This is a genomic window from Cupriavidus sp. FW216-B1 (assembly GCF_058789195.1).
The window spans coordinates 41,683-60,335 of sequence record NZ_JBYTEL010000029.1 but is presented as its reverse complement, the minus strand read 5'-3'; the positions used below and the strand labels follow the sequence as shown (position 1 = coordinate 60,335).

At 69.8% G+C, this 18,653-nt stretch carries 15 protein-coding genes and 1 tRNA gene; 13 read left to right on the top strand and 3 right to left on the bottom strand.

The genetic code is table 11. The features are described from left to right. The first annotated feature begins 177 nt into the window (after positions 1–177). From hflX to oxlT, 9 genes are all read left to right on the top strand, one after another. Positions 178–1,470 carry a GTPase HflX gene (gene hflX, locus AC3WXD_RS32365; protein ID WP_020205291.1) on the top strand — a complete coding sequence of 431 codons (1,293 nt, stop codon included), beginning with the start codon at positions 178–180 and terminating at the stop codon, positions 1,468–1,470. A 104-nt stretch (positions 1,471–1,574) separates the two neighbouring features. After that, positions 1,575–2,933, top strand: a complete 1,359-nt coding sequence (hflK, locus tag AC3WXD_RS32360; protein ID WP_492325470.1) for an FtsH protease activity modulator HflK — start codon at positions 1,575–1,577, stop codon at positions 2,931–2,933. A gap of 11 nt (positions 2,934–2,944) precedes the next feature. Then, on the top strand, positions 2,945–3,853 hold the full coding sequence (gene hflC / locus AC3WXD_RS32355) for a protease modulator HflC (protein WP_059413358.1): 909 nt from the start codon (positions 2,945–2,947) through the stop codon (positions 3,851–3,853). Between the two features lie 241 nt (positions 3,854–4,094). Further along, positions 4,095–5,258 carry an ATP phosphoribosyltransferase regulatory subunit gene (locus AC3WXD_RS32350; protein ID WP_020205294.1) on the top strand — a complete coding sequence of 388 codons (1,164 nt, stop codon included), beginning with the start codon at positions 4,095–4,097 and terminating at the stop codon, positions 5,256–5,258. A 154-nt stretch (positions 5,259–5,412) separates the two neighbouring features. Then, positions 5,413–6,753: an adenylosuccinate synthase gene (locus AC3WXD_RS32345; protein ID WP_029044102.1), complete on the top strand. Its 1,341-nt coding sequence runs from the start codon at positions 5,413–5,415 to the stop codon at positions 6,751–6,753. A 142-nt stretch (positions 6,754–6,895) separates the two neighbouring features. Beyond that, positions 6,896–7,459 carry a phosphoribosyltransferase gene (locus AC3WXD_RS32340; RefSeq protein ID WP_059413359.1) on the top strand — a complete coding sequence of 188 codons (564 nt, stop codon included), beginning with the start codon at positions 6,896–6,898 and terminating at the stop codon, positions 7,457–7,459. An 18-nt stretch (positions 7,460–7,477) separates the two neighbouring features. Then, positions 7,478–8,227 carry a GntR family transcriptional regulator gene (locus AC3WXD_RS32335; protein ID WP_020205297.1) on the top strand — a complete coding sequence of 250 codons (750 nt, stop codon included), beginning with the start codon at positions 7,478–7,480 and terminating at the stop codon, positions 8,225–8,227. 286 nt (positions 8,228–8,513) lie between these two features. Next, positions 8,514–10,079 carry a gamma-glutamyltransferase family protein gene (locus AC3WXD_RS32330; RefSeq protein ID WP_059413361.1) on the top strand — a complete coding sequence of 522 codons (1,566 nt, stop codon included), beginning with the start codon at positions 8,514–8,516 and terminating at the stop codon, positions 10,077–10,079. 163 nt (positions 10,080–10,242) lie between these two features. Continuing rightward, entirely contained in the window at positions 10,243–11,535 is a 1,293-nt protein-coding gene (gene oxlT, locus AC3WXD_RS32325; RefSeq protein ID WP_059413362.1) for an oxalate/formate MFS antiporter, read from the top strand. A 44-nt stretch (positions 11,536–11,579) separates the two neighbouring features. Here oxlT and AC3WXD_RS32320 read toward each other — a convergent pair whose 3' ends face one another. The 3 genes from AC3WXD_RS32320 to AC3WXD_RS32310 form a co-directional block, all read right to left on the bottom strand. Beyond that, positions 11,580–12,191, bottom strand: coding sequence for an NAD(P)-dependent oxidoreductase (locus AC3WXD_RS32320; RefSeq protein WP_020205300.1), 612 nt, complete (start codon positions 12,189–12,191; stop codon positions 11,580–11,582). Positions 12,192–12,338: 147 nt separating this feature from the next. Further along, the gene (locus AC3WXD_RS32315; protein ID WP_492325469.1) at positions 12,339–12,776 is read right to left on the bottom strand and encodes an Rrf2 family transcriptional regulator; all 438 of its coding nucleotides are present in this window, start codon (positions 12,774–12,776) and stop codon (positions 12,339–12,341) included. Positions 12,777–13,271: 495 nt separating this feature from the next. Further along, positions 13,272–13,358, bottom strand: a tRNA-Leu gene (locus AC3WXD_RS32310). 69 nt (positions 13,359–13,427) lie between these two features. On the opposite strand from AC3WXD_RS32310, the gene rnr reads away from it, so the two are divergent. The 4 genes from rnr (at position 13,428) to AC3WXD_RS32290 (ending at position 18,634) form a co-directional block, all read left to right on the top strand. Beyond that, positions 13,428–16,016: a ribonuclease R gene (rnr, locus tag AC3WXD_RS32305; RefSeq protein WP_029044104.1), complete on the top strand. Its 2,589-nt coding sequence runs from the start codon at positions 13,428–13,430 to the stop codon at positions 16,014–16,016. 73 nt (positions 16,017–16,089) lie between these two features. Beyond that, entirely contained in the window at positions 16,090–16,833 is a 744-nt protein-coding gene (gene rlmB / locus AC3WXD_RS32300; protein WP_020205303.1) for a 23S rRNA (guanosine(2251)-2'-O)-methyltransferase RlmB, read from the top strand. A 4-nt stretch (positions 16,834–16,837) separates the two neighbouring features. After that, on the top strand, positions 16,838–17,593 hold the full coding sequence (locus tag AC3WXD_RS32295) for an SIR2 family NAD-dependent protein deacylase (RefSeq protein WP_492325468.1): 756 nt from the start codon (positions 16,838–16,840) through the stop codon (positions 17,591–17,593). Between the two features lie 87 nt (positions 17,594–17,680). Then, positions 17,681–18,634, top strand: coding sequence for a winged helix-turn-helix transcriptional regulator (locus AC3WXD_RS32290; RefSeq protein ID WP_492325467.1), 954 nt, complete (start codon positions 17,681–17,683; stop codon positions 18,632–18,634). The last annotated feature ends 19 nt before the right edge of the window (positions 18,635–18,653 follow it).

Genomic DNA, 18,653 nt, shown 5'->3' with positions numbered 1-18,653 from the left:
TCGCACCGCGGGCATGCATATGGTTATGCCGCGCACGATGCCTTACCCTGGTGCATGCCGCCGCGGACCATCTCCGCCGCCGCGCGCCAACCGGGACAGGGCCCTTGCCTCGCGGCACCCGCCACGCCCCCGGCCGGTTTCCATCGTTTTCCTTTTCGCGTTTCGCGATCCTCCCGTTTGCAATCTAGAGCTACCTCCAATTCCGAGTCCTCCCGCGCCATCCTCGTCGGCGTCGATTTCGGCAAGCACGACTTCCAGGAAAGCCTGAGCGAGCTGGCGCTGCTGACGTCCACCGCCGGTTCGACGCCGGTGCACATGCTGACCGGCCGGCGCTCGCGCCCGGACCCGGCGCTGTTCATCGGCTCGGGCAAGGCGGAGGAACTCAAGGAGGCTGCCGACGCGCTCGACGCGGACGTGGTGGTGTTCAACCACACGCTGAGCCCGGCCCAGCAGCGCAACCTCGAGCGTTTTCTCAAGCGCCACGTGATCGACCGTACCGGCCTGATCCTGGACATCTTCGGCCAGCGCGCGCAGAGCCACGTCGGCAAGGTGCAGGTCGAGCTGGCCCAGGTCCAGTACCAGGCCTCGCGGCTGGTCCGCGCATGGAGCCACCTGGAGCGGCAGAAGGGCGGGATCGGCATGCGCGGCGGCCCGGGCGAGCGCCAGCTCGAGCTCGACCGCCGCCTGCTGGACGAGCGCGCCAAGCGCCTGAAGTCGGACCTGTCCCGGCTGCAGCGCCAGCACAGCACCCAGCGCCGCGCGCGGGCGCGCAACGACACGCTGAGCATCTCGCTGGTCGGCTATACCAACGCCGGCAAGTCGACCCTGTTCAACGCGCTGACCAAGGCGCGCGCCTACGCCGCCGACCAGCTGTTCGCCACGCTCGACACCACCTCGCGCCGGCTCTACCTGGAAGGCCTGGGCAACGTGGTGCTGTCCGACACGGTCGGCTTCATCCGCGACCTGCCCACGCAACTGGTGGCCGCGTTCCGCGCCACGCTGGAGGAAACCGTGCACGCCGATTTGCTGCTGCACGTGGTGGACGCCTCCAGCCCGGTGCGCCACGAGCAGGTCGAGCAGGTCAACCGCGTGCTGGCCGAAATCAATGCCGACGACATCCCGCAGATCGTCGTGATGAACAAGATCGACGCCGCGCCGGAGCTGCTGGAGCAGGGCCCGCGCGTGGAGCGCAACGAAGACGGCGTGCCGGTGCGCGTGTTCGTCAGCGCGCGCGACGGCATCGGCCTGGACGCGCTGCGCGAGGCGGTGGTGGAAGCGGCGCGCTGGCTGGCCGAGCGGCCGGCCGGGCCGGCGCCGCTCGACCCGCGCTTCGCCGACGGGCACGGTCGCGTGGACGATGCCCACGACGACACCACGGACGATGACCGGGGTGTCGGCGGGGACGATGGCCAGGACGGCGGCCAGGACGGCGGCGATGACGCCGCTCCGGAAGAACCCGACACGCTGTAAGCCGGTTCGGCGGAAATCGGTGCCAGATTGCCCCAAATAGGCAAATGTGGCGTCGATGACTGTTAGAATCCCTCTGTTCCAACTATCCCGGACCCGTGCACTTCATGCCCCAGTTTCCCCGGAATCCTGAATCGAGTCATGCCTTCGGCGGCGCCCCGTCGCGGTCGGCGTGGCAGCGTTTGCGCGCGATCCTGTCGTTGAACGATCCACGTTGGGGTCGGGGCGATGATGAAGACAAGGATAAGGACAAGGACAACAACCGCCAGCAGCAGCAGCGGCCGCCCCAGGACGGCCCGCCCGACCTGGACGAGCTGTGGCGTGACTTCAACCGCCGCCTGAACGGCCTGCTCGGCCGCAAGGACAACGGTGGCGGCGGCAACCAGGGTTTTGGCGGCGGCGCGCGCACGCCGGGCAAGGGCTCGGGCGTGGGCGCCGGCGTGGTGGTGATCGCCGCCATCGGCATCTGGCTGGCCAGCGGCTTCTTCATGGTGCAGGAAGGCCAGACCGCGGTGATCCTGCAGTTCGGCAAGTTCAAGTACACCACCGGCCCCGGCATCAACTGGCGCCTGCCGTACCCGATCCAGTCGGCCGAGATCGTCAACCTGTCGAGCGTGCGCTCGGTGGAAGTGGGCCGCTCGACCTCGATCAAGGACAGCAACCTGAAGGACGCGTCGATGCTGACGCAGGACGAGAACATCATCGACGTCCGCTTCACGGTGCAGTACGACATCCAGGACGCCCAGGAATTCCTGTTCTACAACAAGACCGACCGCGGCGGCGACGAAGAGCTGGTTACGCAGGCCGCCGAGACCTCGGTGCGCGAGATCGTCGGCCGCAACAAGATGGATGCGGTGCTGTACGAGAACCGCGAGCAGATCGCGCAGAACCTCGCCAAGTCGATCCAGTCCATCCTCTCGGCCTACAAGACCGGCATCCGCGTGATCTCGGTCAACGTGCAGAGCGTGCAGCCGCCCGAGCAGGTGCAGGCCGCCTTCGACGACGTCAACAAGGCCAGCCAGGACCGCGAGCGCGCCATCAGCGAAGGCCAGGCCTACGCCAACGACGTGATCCCGCGCGCCAAGGGCACCGCCGCGCGCCTGAACGAGGAGGCGCTGGCCTACAAGTCGCGCGTGGTCAACCAGGCCGAGGGCGACGCCGCGCGCTTCCAGCAGGTCCAGGCGCAATACGCCAAGGCGCCGCAGGTCACGCGCGACCGCCTCTACATTGAAACCATGCAGCAGATCTATACGAATTCGACCAAGGTGCTGGTGGACTCGCGCCAGGGCAACAATCTCCTCTACCTGCCGCTGGACAAGCTGATGTCGCAGGCGCAGTCCGGCACGCCGGCCGCCGGCGCCGCGCAGGTGCCCGCCGCCGGCAGCGCTCCCGCGCCGGCGCCCGACGCCAGCGGCGACAACCGGTCGCGCGAGCTGCTGCGCAACCGTGACCGCGATTCGCGCTGAGGAGCCCTGACATGAACCGACTGATTTCGATTGTCATCGGCCTCTTCATCGTGCTGGCGATTGGCTCCTCGATGGTGTACGTGGTGGACCAGCGCCAGTACGCGGTGGTGTTCGCCTTCGGCGAGATCAAGCAGGTGGTGCGCGAGCCCGGCCTGCACTTCAAGCTGCCGCCGCCGCTGCAGAACGTGGTCTTCATGGACCGCCGCCTGCTGACCATCGACGTGGCCGCGTCCGAGCGCTTCCTGACCGCCGAGAAGAAGAGCATGGTGGTGGACTGGTTCGTCAAGTGGCGCATCACCGATCCGCGCAAGTTCTTCGTCGCCTTCAACGGCAACATCCGCAGCGCGCAGGACCGCATGACCCAGCGCATCGATTCCGTCGCCCGCGAGGAATTCGGCAAGCGCACGGTGGCCGACGTGGTCGCCGGCGAACGCGACAAGGTCATGCAGAACATCCGCTCGGCGATGGCCGACTACGCGCAGTCGGTCGGCGTGGAGATCATCGACGTGCGCCTCAAGCGCGTGGACCTGCTGCCCGCGATCAGCGAATCGGTGTACCGCCGCATGGAGGCCGAGCGCAAGCGCGTGGCCAACGAGCTGCGCTCCACCGGCGCGGCCGAGGGCGAGAAGATCCGTGCCGACGCCGACCGCCAGCGCGAGGTGGTGCTGGCCGAGGCCTACCGCGACGCGCAGAAGATCAAGGGCGACGGCGATGCCCAGGCTTCGCAGATCTACGCCGACGCGTTCGGCCGCGATCCGCAGTTCGCGCAGTTCTGGCGCAGCATGGAGGCCTACCGCAATACCTTCCGCGACAAGCGCGACGTGCTGGTGCTGGAGCCCAACTCGGACTTCTTCCGCTACATGCGCTCGCCGAACGGCGCGCCGGCCCCGGCGCCGGCGCCCGCGGCGGGACGCCGCTGAGCGCCACCAAGCGCCACGCCCGGCGGCCACGGCCGCCGGGCGCCAGGACAAAACCCCGGCTTGCCGGGGTTTTGTCCGGCTGGGGCGGCGCGATGCGCGCGCCGGCCGGGCGCCTCGGCCGCCGCACGGCGGGCGCGCCGGGTGACGGCGGCGCGGTGCTGCCGGTCCGCCCGCCGCCGGCGCGAACCCAATTCAACGGGCATCCCGCGGATGCCCGGCAACCGACGTGAAGAGATTTACCATGTCCAACCACTGGCTTCTGCCTGAAAACATCGCCGACGTGCTGCCGTCGGAGGCCCGCAAGATCGAAGAGCTGCGCCGCCGCATGCTGGACCTGTTCCGCACCTACGGCTACGAGCTCGTCATGCCGCCGATGCTGGAATACCTAGAGTCCCTGCTGACCGGCACCGGCCATGACCTCGACCTGCGCACGCTCAAGCTGGTCGACCAGCTCTCCGGCCGCACGCTGGGCCTGCGCGCCGACATCACGCCCCAGGTCGCCCGCATCGACGCGCACCTGCTCAACCGCTCCGGCGTGACCCGCCTGTGCTACGCCGGCAACGTGCTGCACGCGCGCCCGGCGGGCTTTCGCGCCACGCGCGAGCCGATCCAGGTCGGCGCCGAGATCTACGGCCACGCCGGCCTCGAGGCCGACGTCGAGATCCAGTCGCTGATGCTGGCCGCGCTGCAGGTCGCGGGGCTGACCGACGTGCGCCTGGACCTGTGCCACGCGGGCATCCTGGAGGCGCTGCTCGATGGCCTGCCGTCGAGCCGCAAGATCGAGGACGCGCTGTTCGCCGCGCTCGAGACCAAGGACGTGCCGGCGCTGCGCGAGCTGACCGAAGGCATGCCGCAGGCCGAGCGCGAGGCGCTGCTGGCGCTGCCCACGCTGTACGGCGGGGTGGACGTGCTGGAGCGCGCCCGCGCCACGCTGCCGGCCAGCCCGGCCATCGCGCGCGCGCTCGACGAGCTGGCCGCGCTGGCGGCTGCGGTGAGCGGGGCGAGCGTCAACATCGACCTGTCCGACCTGCGCGGCTACCACTACCACAGCGGCGTGATGTTTACCGCCTACGTCGCCGGCCTGCCCAACTACGTGGCCCGCGGCGGGCGCTACGACAAGGTCGGCGAAGCCTTCGGCCGCGCGCGGCCGGCCACCGGCTTCTCGCTCGATCTGCGCGAGGTTGCCGCGCTGTCGCCGCTGGAAGTGCGGGCTTTCGCCATCTTCGCGCCGTGGGATGCGGATCCCGAGCTGCGCGCCGCGATCGCCGCGCTGCGCGCCGACGGCGAGATCGTGATCCAGTCGCTGCCGGGCCACACGCACCAGCTCGACGAATTCAACTGCGACCGCCAGCTGGTGCGCCAGGACGGCGGCTGGGTGGTGGTGCCGCGCGGCGCCGGGGCGTAGGCGCCCTTTTTTCGCGCGGCTCGCGCGCACGGGCCGGCAGCGCCGCGGCGCCTGCCGCGCCCGCTTTTGGCCCGTTGCCGGCCGGCTTCCCAAAAACGGGGTGTTGTCCGGCAACGAGAGTAAAATACGTTTTTAACCTTCTGACCAAATCAACATGTCCGCTTCTGCAGTAAGCCAGGGACGCAATGTCGTCGTGATCGGCACCCAGTGGGGTGACGAAGGCAAAGGGAAAATCGTCGATTGGCTTACCGATCATGCAAAGGGCGTGGTGCGGTTCCAGGGTGGCCACAATGCGGGCCACACCCTCATCATCGGCGGCAAGAAGACCATCCTGCGGCTGATTCCCTCGGGCATCATGCGCGCCGGCACGGTCTGCTACATCGGCAACGGCGTGGTGCTGTCGCCCGAGGCGCTGTTCCGCGAGATCGAGGAACTGGAAGGCGCCGGCCTGCAGGTGCAGAACCGCCTGCGCATCTCCGAAGCGACCACGCTGATCCTGCCGTACCACATCGCCATCGACAAGGCGCGCGAAGCGCGCCGCGGCGCCGGCAAGATCGGTACCACCGGCCGCGGCATCGGCCCGGCCTACGAAGACAAGGTGGCCCGCCGCGCGCTGCGCGTGCAGGACCTGTTCGATCCCAAGACCTTCGCCGAGCGCCTGCGCGAGAACCTGGACCTGCACAACTTCATGCTGACCCAGTACCTGGGTGCCGAAGCGGTGGACTTCCAGCAGACCCTGGACGAAATGCTGGCCTACGCGCCGCGCCTGGCGCCGATGGTGGCCGACGTGTCCGCCGAGCTGTACGCGGTCAACGCCGCCGGCGACAACCTGATGTTCGAAGGCGCGCAAGGCACGCTGCTCGACGTCGACCACGGCACCTATCCGTTCGTCACCTCGAGCAACTGCGTGGCCGGCGCGGCCGCCGCCGGCGCCGGCGTCGGCCCGGGCCGCCTGAACTACATCCTGGGCATCACCAAGGCCTACTGCACCCGCGTGGGTTCGGGCCCGTTCCCCAGCGAGCTGTACGACAACGACAACCCCGCCCGCCAGGACGCGGTCGGCGTGCGCCTGGCCAACGTCGGCAAGGAATTCGGCTCGGTCACGGGCCGTCCGCGCCGCACCGGCTGGCTCGACGCCGCCGCGCTCAAGCGCTCGGTGCAGATCAACGGCGTGTCGGGCCTGTGCATGACCAAGCTCGACGTGCTCGACGGCCTCGAGACCATCAAGCTGTGCGTGGGCTACCAGCTCGACGGCAAGACCGTCGACATCCTGCCGCGCGGCTCGGATGCGGTGGCGCGCTGCGTGCCGGTGTACGAGGAATTCCCGGGCTGGAACGAGTCCACCTTCGGCGTGAAGGCCTGGGACGCGCTGCCCGAGCAGGCGCGCGTCTACCTCAAGCGCATCGAGGAAGTGGTCGGCATCCCGATCGACATGATCTCGACCGGCCCGGACCGCGACGAAACCATCCTGCTGCGCCACCCGTACGTGGCGTGACGCCGGGCGCCCGCGAGGGCGCGCACGGCATGGCGCCGGCAAGGCGTCCGCAGCACAATAGCAAATCGGCCCGCGCAAGCGGGCCGAAGCATTCCCGGTCGACAGACCACAAGCCGAAGCGCCGGAATAGGCGACAAGAACCATGAACCTGCCATCGAACGACGACGAGAACCTGTGGATTTCCTGGGATGACTACCACAGCCTGATCGCACGCCTGTCACTGAACGTCCACGAATCGGGCTGGCAGTTCGACAAGATCCTGTGCCTGGCGCGCGGCGGCCTGCGCGTGGGCGACCAGATGTCGCGCATCTTCGACGTGCCGCTGGCCATCCTCGCCACCAGCAGCTACCGCGAGGCGGCCGGCACGCAGCAGGGCGAGCTCGACATCGCGCAGTACATCACCATGACCCGCGGCGAGCTGTCGGGCAAGATCCTGCTGGTCGACGACCTGGTGGATTCCGGCGTCACGCTCGAGCGCGTGGGCCGCCACCTGAAGGAGCGCTATCCGGCGGTGACGGAAGTCCGCTCGGCGGTGCTCTGGTACAAAGCGTGCTCCAAGGTCAAGCCGGATTACCACGTGACCTTCCTGCCGACCAATCCCTGGATTCACCAGCCGTTCGAAGAGTACGACACGCTGCGCCCGCACAACCTCGCGGCCTGGCTCAAGCGCGGCAAGCGCGCGGCCGACGGCGGCCCGCAGGCCTGATCCGCGGGGCGCGCGCACATGAGCGGGCAGGGCGGCGTCGCCACGCGGGCCTCGCGCTCGCAGGCTGCCTATCACAGCCTGCGCGACGACATCTTCGCCTTCCGCCTGCTGCCCGGCGACCGCTTTACCGAGAACGACGTCGCCGAGCGGCTCGGCATCTCGCGCACGCCCGTGCGCGAGGCGCTGCAGCGTCTGCAGGGCGACGGCCTGGTGCGCGGCCACTACCGCAACGGCTGGGAAGTGGTGCCGCTCGACCTGGGCCGCTTCGAAGCGCTCTACGAACTGCGCACCGTGCTGGAAACCCACGCGGTGACGCGGCTGTGCCAGCAGCCCGCCGCGCGCCATGTCGACCTCGCCAGCCTGGCGCGGCAGGACGCCATCTGGCGCGTGCCGCGCGCGCAGCGCCTGGCCGACGGCAACGAGGTGGCGCGGCTCGACGAGGGTTTCCACCTCGCGCTGATGCACGCGGCCGGCAACCCGGAGGCCGCCGCGGTCCACCAGCAGGTGACCGACCGCATCCGCATCATCCGCCGGCTGGACTTCGCCTACGGCGACCGCGTCGAACTGACCTATGACGAGCACGCCGGCATTCTCGATGCCGTGGCCGCGCGCGACAGCGCGCGCGCCGTCGCGCTGCTGGCCTCGCATATCGAGGACGGCCGCACCGAAGTGAGCCGCCTGACCACCGAGCGCCTCGAGCGGATCCGCACCAGCCTTGTGCTGCCGGTGCCGCCGGGCGCACCGCCGCGGCGCAGGCGCTTCGGCTGACGCCGGGCTTTCCTTGCCGGTCGCCGGACGGCGGCTACGCCCGGGCCTGCCGCCCGGCACCTCCCCCTAGACCTCTCCCAACACGCCCGCCACGCGGCCTTGGCGCGCCCGCTGACGCTTTGCGGGCCGCGCCATTGCCGCGCTCGCGCCATGTTTGTGCATCAGGGCCTGCGTTCTGTCCGCCGTGGCACGCATGTTGCAACGTCTCCTGCGAATCCGTTTATGTATACATAAATTGCAGGACACGATGAGTTCTCACCTGAATCCGATCCGCGGCAGCCGCGGCATGGCCGTCGCGCCGCACGCGCTGGCTTCGCAGAGCGCGCTGGCGGTATTGCGCGAAGGCGGCAATGCCGTCGAGGCGATGATCGCCGCGGCGGCCACCATTGCGGTGGCCTATCCCCACATGAACAGCATCGGCGGCGACAGCTTCTGGCTGATCGCCCGGCCCGGCGAGGCGCCGCGCGGCCTGGAGGCCTGCGGCGCGGCGGCCGGCGCGGCCACCATCGAACGCTACCGCGAGGCCGGCCTGGCCACGATCCCGTTCCGCGGCGGCCTGGCGGCCAACACCGTGGCCGGCACCGTCTCCGGCTGGAACGCCGCGCGGGCGTGGTCGCAGGAAGCGCTGGGCGGGCGCCTGCCGCTGTCGCGCCTGCTGGCCGACGCCATCGCCTATGCGCGCGACGGCGTGCCCGTCACGCAAAGCCAGTCGGCCTGCGTGGCGGCCAAGCAGGCCGAACTGGCCGGCATCGCGGGTTTTGCCGAGACCTTCCTTGCCGAGGGCGTGCCGGCGACCGGCAGCCGCTTCCGCCAGCCGCGCCTGGCCGCGACGCTGGAACAGCTCGCGCGCGTCGGGCTGGACGATTTCTACCAGGGCGACCTCGCGCACAGCATGGCGCGCGACCTCGCCGCCGTGGGCAGCCCGCTGACGCTCGACGACCTGCGCGCGCACCGCGCCGTGTGGAAGACCCCGCTGGCGCTGGCGCATTCGCGCGGCACCGTCTACAACATGCCGCCGCCCACGCAGGGTCTGGTCTCGCTGCTGATCCTGGGCCAGCTCGACCGCCTGCTGGACAGCGGCATGGACCCGCTCGGCGCGCCCTTCGTCCACGCCTGCGTGGAGGCGACCAAGCAGGCCTTCGGCGTGCGCGACCGCCACATCACCGATCCGCTCCACATGGACATCGATCCGCGCGACCTGCTGACGCCGGACTGGCTGGACACGGCCGCGGCGCGCATCCGCCCGGACGCCGCGCTGCCGTGGGGCAATGGCCTGGGGCCCGCCGACACCGTGTGGATGGGCGTGATCGACGGCGACGGCGTGGCGGTCAGCTTCATCCAGAGCATCTATCACGAGTTCGGCAGCGGCGTGGTGCTGCCGGCCTCGGGCGTCAACTGGCAGAACCGCGGCTGCAGCTTCTCGCTCGACCCCGCCGCGCGCAATCCGCTGGCGCCGGGACGCAAGCCGTTCCACACGCTCAACCCGGCGCTGGCGCGCCTGGCCGACGGCCGCACGCTGGTCTACGGCAACATGGGCGGCGACGGCCAGCCGCAGTCGCAGAGCGCGGTGTTCTCGCGCATCGCGCATTTCGGCATGAACCCGCAGGCCGCCATCGACGCGCCGCGCTGGCTACTGGGCCGGACCTGGGGCCAGACCAGCGACACCCTGAAGCTCGAGGCGCGCTTTCCCGCCGCCACCAGCGACGCGCTGCGCCAGCTCGGCCACGACGTGGAAATCCTCAGGCCTTACGACGAGACGATGGGACACGCGGGCGCCATCCTGCTGCACCCGAACGGCCTCTACGAGGGCGGCTCCGATCCGCGCAGCGACGGCAGCGTGGCCGGCTGGTAGGCACGGCGCAAGGCATGGGGCGCGCGCCGCGGCGCCGCCCGTTTTTTCGCGGCTCCCGGCCGCACGGCGCGCCGGCCGCGCCGGCCGTCCCGGGGCCTGCGCACCGGCGGCGCGCCTTGCGCGCGCGCCGGTTTTCCCCGAAGTCCGTTCAAGGAGTGGTTCGATGCGTTCCGTTGCAGATGACGCAGTACTCGGCCTGGCGCCCGCCTTGCCACTGGCGCGCACGCGCTGGATCCAGCTCGCGCTGGGCGTGGCGTGCATGATGGCGATCTCCAGCCCGCAATACGTCTGGACCCTGTTTACCAAGCCGCTCGCCACCAAGCTCGGCGTGCCGCTGTCCGAGCTGCAGGTCACTTTCTCGCTGCTGATCGTGCTGCAGACCTTTTTCTCGCCGTTCCAGGGCGCGCTGATCGAGCGCTTCGGGCCGCGCCGGCTGATCGCGCTCGGCACGGTGCTGTCGGGGCTGAGCTGGGTGCTGGCGTCGCAGGTGCAGAGCCTGGGCATGCTCTACCTGTGCTACGGCGTGGTGGGCGGCCTGGGCACCGGCATCGTCTACGTCGGCGTGGTGGGCCAGATGGTGCGCTGGTTCCCGGACCGCCGCGGCTTCGCCGTGGGCATGGTCGCGGCCGGCTACGGCATGGGCGCGATCGTCACCACCTTCCCGATCGCCTCGGCGCTGGCCGGCAAGGGGCTGGAAACCACGCTGTGGCAGTTCGGCCTGCTGTTCGCGGTGATCGGCTTCATCGCCTCGCAGGGGCTGCGCGCGCCCGCGGCGCACGCGGCGGCGGCGCCGGCGCACGGCCGGGAAGGCAGCGCCGCGCGCGCCGTGGCCGACGTGCCGACGCGCCAGATGCTGCGCACGCCGCTGTTCTGGCTGCTGTTCGGCATGATGACCATGATGTCCACCTCGGGCCTGATGGTGACGTCGCAGATGGCGGCCTTCGCCAAGGATTTCGGCGTCACCGGCGCCACCGTGCTCGGCATGGCGGCGCTGCCGCTGGCGCTGACGCTCGACCGCTTCACCAACGGGCTCACGCGCCCGCTGTTCGGCTGGGTCTCCGACCGCTGGGGACGCGAGAACACCATGTGCCTGGCCTTCGCGCTGGAAGGCGTGGCGATGGCGCTGTGGCTGCTGACGCGCGAGAACGCGGTGCTGTTCGTGCTGCTGTCGGGCGTGGTGTTCCTGGGCTGGGGCGAGATCTTCTCGCTGTTTCCCTCCACGCTGACCGATACCTTCGGCACGCGCTTCGCCACCACCAACTACGGCTGGCTGTACATCTCGCAGGGCATCGGCTCGATCTTCGGCGGCCCGCTGGCCGCGCTGATGCACGAGCGGCTGGGCAGCTGGATGCCGGTCTTCGGCGTGGCGATCACGCTCGACATCGCGACCGCGCTGCTGGCCATCGCGGTGCTCAAGCCGGCGCGGCGCAGTTACCTCGCGCGGCCGGCCGGCTGAGAAGCGGGCGGGCGGGGCGGCAGCGCGCCGCCCCGAGGCATCGCTCAGTAAGCCACCGAATAGCGCTGGCGCGGGTGCGCCGGCTTTTCCACCTCGTCGAGCATGGCGATGGCGTAGTCCTCCATCGAGATCCAGCTCTTGCCCGCGGCGTCGGACAGCAGCGTGTCGCCGCCCGTGCGCCACGTGCCGGTGCGCGTGCCCGGCTCGAACAGCGCGGCCGGCGACAGGAAGGTCCAGTCGAGCGCGGTCTCGGCGCGCAGGGCATCGAGGAAATCGCGCCCGGCCAGCGCCTCCGGCTTGTAGGCGTCGGGGAATCCCGGCGTATCCACCAGTTGCACGCCGGGCGCCACGTAGAGGCTGCCGGCGCCGCCCACCACCAGCAGGCGCGGCACGCCCGCGGCCTTGACCGCGCCGACGATCTGCGCGGCCCTGGTGTGTTCGAAGCGCACCGTGCTGATGGCCACGTCGCTGCCGGCGATGGCGGCAGCGAGCGCTTTGGTATCCGCCGCGTCGGCGTCGCGCGTGGTCAGGTTCGGCTGCGCCGGCAGCTTGCCGGCCTGGCGCGCGACGGCGGTCACGGTGTGGCCGCGGCGCAGCGCTTCGTCGACGAGGCGGGTGCCGACGCGGCCGGTGGCGCCGATGATTGCGATCTTCATGTTCAACTCCTGGCTTGGTTGCCTGCTGTTTGTGGCTCGGGACTGCTGCACCGCTGTGTGTCTCACAGCATAGTCATGCCCGCGCAAGGCGCGGGCGCCAATCGTCGATATGAAACTAGTTCAGTTACATATCGGCGCAAAAAAAAATCAGCGCTTGCGGCGCTCCCCGGCGGCGCGCTCCACGTCCGCCAGCATGCCGGCGATGGTGATCTCCGCCAGCGCGCCGTCCATCGCCGCCTGCGCGCGGTCGGCGGCGTGCTTCAGCGCGCCGGTGATTTCCCGGCCCACCATGCACGCCGGGTTGGGCGCGCTGTGGTGCAGGGCGATCAGGGCGGTCGACTCCACCGCGCGGAACACGTCGAGCAGCGTGATCGACGCCGCCGCGCGCGCCAGCGAGGCGCCGCCGGTGCTGCCCATCGCGGTGCTCACCAGCCCCGCTTCGGCCAGCTGGCCGACCAGCCGCCGGATCAGCGCCGGGTTGGTGCCCACGCTGCCGGCGATCAGCGACGACGGCAGCGGCGCGTCGGCGCTGGCCAGCAAGGTGAGGATATGGACGGCGACGGCGAAGCGGCTGCTGGTGGTCATGGGGGAGCGCAATCCGAAGCGCGATGTGAAACCATCATAGTTACAGATGCGGGCGGCTGTCAAGCCGCGGGTCGCCGGCGCGCGGGTGGCGAGGCAGGCCGGCCGCGTGCCGCGACAGTGGCGTTCATATTGAAAAATCGCGGGAAACCTGCGCAAAACGCGACATTCTGGCCCGCAGGCAGCGGAAGAATGCCGGTATCGGCACTGAAACTGATACACTCACCCGCAGCGCAGCAGTCGGCGCCAGGTAGCGGGTGATCCGGGCCGCGCGCTGCCGTTCATGTGAACGGCAGTCCCCAGGAAGGGCCGCCCGAGGGCGGCGCAGCGCAGGCCGGAACCGCCGCCGTGCTTATCTTTTTATTCAGTCGCGCGGTCGCGAAGAAAATCGAAAAAATCGAATCGGGAGCAGCAAGTTGTCGGATCAGATGCCGGAGAACAGGACGGAAAACAAAAAACCCGCAAGGCTCGAAAGCGCTGCGGGTTTTCCGTTTGATCTGGTGCCCAGGAGAGGACTCGAACCTCCACAGTGTTGCCACCGCTAGGACCTGAACCTAGTGCGTCTACCAATTTCGCCACCTGGGCGGGCGTCGAAACAACCGAAGCGCTCATTATAGCGACCGCAATACGTTTGTCAAATACTATCCATAAAAATTGAATCAAAATAACTATCCGATCCCTAGCCGGGAAGAAATCCTCGGCGTCCTGAGGACGTCCGGGTCGCCCCTGTCGGCAGGCGACATCGCCAAGGCGCTGGCCGTCACGCGCAAGGAGCACGACGGATTCCAGAAACGCCTCGCCGCGATGGAGCGCGACGGCCAGATCGAACTCAACCGCAAGGGCCGCTACGAGCTGGCCCACCAGCCCAACTTCGTGACCGGGCGCGTGCAGGGCCACCGCGACGGCTTCGGCTTCCTGATCCGCGACGACGGCGACGACGACATCTTCCTGCCCGAGCGCGAGCTGCAGAAGGCGATGCACAACGACCGCGCCCAGGTGCGCGTGATCGGCTACGACCGGCGCGGCCGGCCCGAAGGCCAGATCGTCGAGATCATCGAGCGCGCCAACCGCTACGTGATCGGCCGCCTGCTCAGCGAAGGCGGCGTGCTGGTGGTGGCGCCGGAAGACAAGCGCATCAGCCAGGACATCCTGATCCCGCCCAAGTCGCAGGGCAAGGCGCGCGTGGGGCAGGTGGTCAGCGTCGAGATCATCGACTATCCCGACCGCTACGTGCAGCCGGTCGGCCGCGTGGTGGAAGTGCTGGGCGACATCGACGACCCCGGCATGGAGATCGAGATCGCGGTGCGCAAGTACGGCGTGCCGCACGAGTTCTCCGATGCCTGCGCCAAGGAAGCCGCCGCGCTGCCCGACGTGGTGCGCGAGTCCGACCTCGACCACCGCATCGACCTGCGCGACGTGCCGCTGGTCACCATCGACGGCGAGGACGCGCGCGACTTCGACGACGCGGTCTACTGCGAGCCGGTCAAGATCGGCCGCGCCAAGGGCTGGCGCCTGGTGGTGGCGATCGCCGACGTGTCGCACTACGTGCGTCCCGGCACGCCGCTCGACGCCGACGCGCTCGACCGCGCCACCTCGGTGTATTTCCCGCGCCGCGTGATCCCGATGCTACCGGAGAAGCTCTCCAACGGCCTGTGCTCGCTCAACCCGCAGGTGGACCGCCTGTGCATGGTGTGCGACGCGGTCATCACCGCCAAGGGCGAACTCAAGGCCTACCAGTTCTATCCGGCCGTGATGCATTCGGCCGCGCGCCTGACCTACAACGAGGTCTGGGCCGTGCTGTCGAACACCAAGGGTCCGGAGGCGCACAAGCGCGCCGACCTGGTGCCGCACCTGCAGAACCTGTACGAGCTGTTCCAGGTCCTGCTCAAGTCCCGCCGCGAGCGCGGCGCGATCGACTTCGACACCACCGAGACCTACATCGTCTGCAATGCGCAGGGCAAGATCGAGCAGATCCTGCCGCGCACCCGCAACGACGCGCACCGCCTGATCGAGGAATGCATGCTGGCCGCCAACGTGTGCGCGGCCGACTTCCTCGAGCGTTTCAAGCATCCCACGCTGTACCGCATCCACGCCGGCCCGAGCGAGGAAAAGCTCAAGAACCTGCGCGAGTTCCTCAAGACCGTGGGGCTGTCGCTGGCCGGCGGCGACAAGCCGCAGGCGGCCGACTACGCCGACGTGATGGACAAGATCAAGAGCCGTCCCGACGCGCCCATGCTGCAGACCATGCTGCTGCGCTCGATGCAGCAGGCGGTCTACAGCCCGGACAACATCGGCCACTTCGGCTTGTCGTACGAGGCCTACGCCCACTTCACCAGCCCGATCCGCCGCTACCCCGACCTGCTGGTCCACCGCGCGATCAAGGCCGTGCTGGCGCACACCAAGTACCAGCCGGCGTTCGCCCCCGGCACGACGCTGAACACCGCCATCGCGCCCAAGGCGCGCCGCCTGCAGGCCAAGGACGCCGCCGCCAAGGCCGAGCTGAGCGCCGCGCGCGCCAAGCGCAACGAAGCCATCTGGGACGAGCTCGGCCTGCACTGCTCGGCCAACGAGCGCCGCGCCGACGAAGCCTCGCGCGACGTCGAAGCCTGGCTCAAGTGCTACTTCATGCGCGACAAGCTCGGCAGCGAGTTCTCGGGCACGGTCAGCTCGGTCACGTCGTTCGGCATCTTCGTGCAGCTCGACGAGCTCTACGTCGAAGGCCTGGTGCACGTCACCGAACTGGGCAGCGACTACTTCCAGTACGACGAGGCGCGCAACGAACTGCGCGGCGAACGCACCGGCATCCGCTACCGCCTGACCGACCGCGTGCGCGTGCAGGTCTCGCGCGTGGACCTGGACGCGCGCAAGATCGACTTCCGCCTGGTGCAGGAGCCGTCGGCCAAGAACCTGCGCGCCCGCGCGCCGGTCACCGAAGCCCAGCCGCGCGTGCCCGCCGCGCACGCCGTGCCGGCGCGCAAGAAGGGCCGCCAGCTGGCGGCGCTGCTCGGCGGCACCTCCAAGCCGGAAGAATCGTTCGACGAGACGCTCGACCGCGTGATCGAGGAGCAGCCGGTGTTCGAGGCCGTCATCACGCCGGTCAAGGCGCGCCCCGGGCAGGGCGCCAAGCCCGCCGGCAAGCCGGCCAAGCGTGCCGCCAAGCCCAAGCCCGCGCATCTCGGCTCGGGCCCCAAGGGCGGCGGCAAGCCGGCCGGCAAGAGCAGCCGCGCGGCGCGCAAGCGCTGATGCACGGCGGGGGCGCCATCACCGGCGCCCCCGCCGCGAACGCCCGGCGGGTGCCGGCGGGTACAATCCCGTCATGGCTAAACAAAAACTCCTGATCGGCTTTCACGCCGTCACCGCGCGCCTGCGCCAGGACGCCGCCGGCGTCACCGATGTCTACGTAGAATCCGCGCGGCGCGACCGCCGCATGCAGGACTTCATCCGCCTGGCCGAGAGCCTCAAGGTGCGCCTGCATCCGGTCGATGCCGAGCGCCTGCGCGGCATGGCCGGCACCGACCGCCACCAGGGCGTGGTGGCCCGCGCCGAAGACGTGGCGCTCGCGCTCAACCTCGACGAACTGCTCGACGGCATCGAAGGCACGCCGCTGCTGCTGGTGCTCGACGGCGTCACCGACCCGCACAACCTCGGCGCCTGCCTGCGCGTGGCCGACGGCGCCGGCGCGCACGCCGTGATCGCGCCCAAGGACCGCAGCGTCGGCCTCAACACCACCGTGGCCAAGGTCGCCAGCGGCGCGGCCGAGACCGTGCCCTACATCACCGTCACCAACCTCGCCCGCACCCTGCGCGAACTGCAGGAACGCGGCATCTGGGTGGTCGGCACCGCCGACGGCACCGACAAGACCGTCTACGACGCCGACCTCAAGGGCCCCATCGCCCTGGTAATGGGCGCCGAAGGCGAAGGCATGCGCCGCCTCACGCGCGAGACCTGCGACGAACTGGTCGGCATCCCGATGGCCGGCGGCGTGGAAAGCCTCAACGTCTCGGTGGCCAGCGGCGTGTGCCTGTATGAAGCGGTGCGCCAGCGCCGCCTGCCGCGCTGACGCCATGACGGCGGAACTCGACGCGCAGTCGCTGGCGGCCGCGCGCGGCCTGGTCGCCGATGCCGCCAGCATCATGGTGCTGACCGGTGCCGGCGTATCGGCGGAGTCCGGCGTGCCGACGTTCCGCGACGCCATGACCGGCCTCTGGTCGCGCTTCGACCCCGAGGAACTCGCGCAGGAAGACGCCTACCGGCGCCAGCCCGCGCTGGTCTGGGCGTGGTACCTGCACCGGCGCGAACTGGTCGCCGCCACCCATCCCAACCCCGCCCATCTCGCGCTGGCCGCGCTCGCCGAGCGCAAGAAGGTCACGCTGGTCACGCAGAACGTGGACGGCCTGCACCAGCGCGCCGGCAGCCGCGACGTGATCGAGCTGCACGGCAACCTGTTCGCCGACAGATGGCTGGACGGCTGCGGCCGCTGCGACCCGGCCACCGCCATCCCCGGCACGCCGCCGCGCTGCGGGCTGTGCAACGCCATGATGCGGCCCGGCGTGGTGTGGTTCGGCGAAGAACTGCCGCGCGTGGCGCGCTATCGCGCCGAGCACGCCGCCGAAACCTGCGATCTGTGCCTGGTGGTGGGCACCTCCGGCCTGGTCTACCCGGCCGCCGGCCTGCCCGGCGTCGCCAGGGACCACGGCGCGCACGTCATCGTGGTCAACCCCCAGCCCTCGGCGCTGGACCAGACCGCCGACATCGTGCTGCGCGGACTGGCCGGGGTGGTGCTGCCGCGCTTGTGGGACGAGGCCGCGGCACCGGCCTGAGCGCGCCGGCGGCGGGGCGATCCAGATATCGAAGTGAAATACCGTGGAAGCATTAATATAGAGCGGTCTTCGTCACTCGATGCCACGATGCCACAACCAATCGATACCGCCGTCCTTCATCGCGTGCTGACGCATAGTTCGATCGGCTACGTCATGGAGCATGTGGGCGACAGATGGACCTTGTCGATCTTGCTGCATGCGTTCCTGGGCACCCGGCGCTTCGATGACTTCCATCAGCAACTGGGCATTCCGCGGCAGACGCTGAGCGTGCGGCTGAAGGCCCTGGTCGAGCTCGGCATGCTGCGGACCCGGCCGTACCAGGAGCAGGCGCTGCGCCTCGAGTACTGCCTGACGCCGAGGGGTTTGTCCATGTATCCCTGCGTGCTGATGAGCTGGCGCTGGGAAAAGCGCTGGGGGCGGCCCAGCGCGGCACTGCCGGACCGGCTGACGCACCGCGCGTGCGGCCACGAGATGACGCCGCTGATGGTCTGCTCGCACTGCCGGGCCGAAGTGCTGGTCGAAGACGTGACGCCGGCCTTCAACCTGCGCGGCCTGCCCGATACGCAGGTCCCGCAGCCGCCGCGTGCGCGGCGCTGGGCCGGCCAGGCGCTGAGCGAAGGCAAGGCCGGGCGCTCGCAGGAAAACATGGTGGAGCTGCTCAACGACCGCTGGGTGCTGCTGCTGCTGGCGGCGGTGATGGTGGGATGCCACACCTACGATGCCTTGCAGGAGGCGCTCGGCATCGGTTCCAGCGTGCTGGCGGCGCGGCTGAAAATGCTGTCCAACACCGGCATGCTTACGCGCGAGGCCTCGCGCGACGATGCGCGCCGCTTCGTCTACCGGCTGACCCCACGCAGCCGCGACCTGTTTTCCTATATCGCCACGCTTGGCTACTGGGGCCGGCAGCACCTGCCCGGCTGCCCGGACAGCCTCCAGTTGACGCACCGGACCTGTGGCGCGGTGCTGGTGCCGGAAGTGGTCTGCGACCGCTGCGAGCAGCCGCTGCTGCCGCGCGACGTGACGTATCCGGGGCGCGGCTGAAGCAGGAGGGCGGCTCCGC

Bases quoted from the DNA above. Each gene is read 5' to 3' on its own strand.
- hflK (WP_492325470.1), top strand. From the start codon at position 1,575: ATGCCCCAGTTTCCCCGGAATCCTGAATCGAGTCATGCCTTCGGCGGC.
- hflC (WP_059413358.1), top strand. From the start codon at position 2,945: ATGAACCGACTGATTTCGATTGTCATCGGCCTCTTCATCGTGCTGGCG.
- AC3WXD_RS32350 (WP_020205294.1), top strand. From the start codon at position 4,095: ATGTCCAACCACTGGCTTCTGCCTGAAAACATCGCCGACGTGCTGCCG.
- AC3WXD_RS32345 (WP_029044102.1), top strand. From the start codon at position 5,413: ATGTCCGCTTCTGCAGTAAGCCAGGGACGCAATGTCGTCGTGATCGGC.
- AC3WXD_RS32340 (WP_059413359.1), top strand. From the start codon at position 6,896: ATGAACCTGCCATCGAACGACGACGAGAACCTGTGGATTTCCTGGGAT.
- AC3WXD_RS32335 (WP_020205297.1), top strand. From the start codon at position 7,478: ATGAGCGGGCAGGGCGGCGTCGCCACGCGGGCCTCGCGCTCGCAGGCT.
- AC3WXD_RS32330 (WP_059413361.1), top strand. From the start codon at position 8,514: ATGGCCGTCGCGCCGCACGCGCTGGCTTCGCAGAGCGCGCTGGCGGTA.
- oxlT (WP_059413362.1), top strand. From the start codon at position 10,243: ATGCGTTCCGTTGCAGATGACGCAGTACTCGGCCTGGCGCCCGCCTTG.
- AC3WXD_RS32320 (WP_020205300.1), bottom strand. From the start codon at position 12,191: ATGAAGATCGCAATCATCGGCGCCACCGGCCGCGTCGGCACCCGCCTC.
- AC3WXD_RS32315 (WP_492325469.1), bottom strand. From the start codon at position 12,776: ATGACCACCAGCAGCCGCTTCGCCGTCGCCGTCCATATCCTCACCTTG.
- rlmB (WP_020205303.1), top strand. From the start codon at position 16,090: ATGGCTAAACAAAAACTCCTGATCGGCTTTCACGCCGTCACCGCGCGC.
- AC3WXD_RS32295 (WP_492325468.1), top strand. From the start codon at position 16,838: ATGACGGCGGAACTCGACGCGCAGTCGCTGGCGGCCGCGCGCGGCCTG.
- AC3WXD_RS32290 (WP_492325467.1), top strand. From the start codon at position 17,681: ATGCCACAACCAATCGATACCGCCGTCCTTCATCGCGTGCTGACGCAT.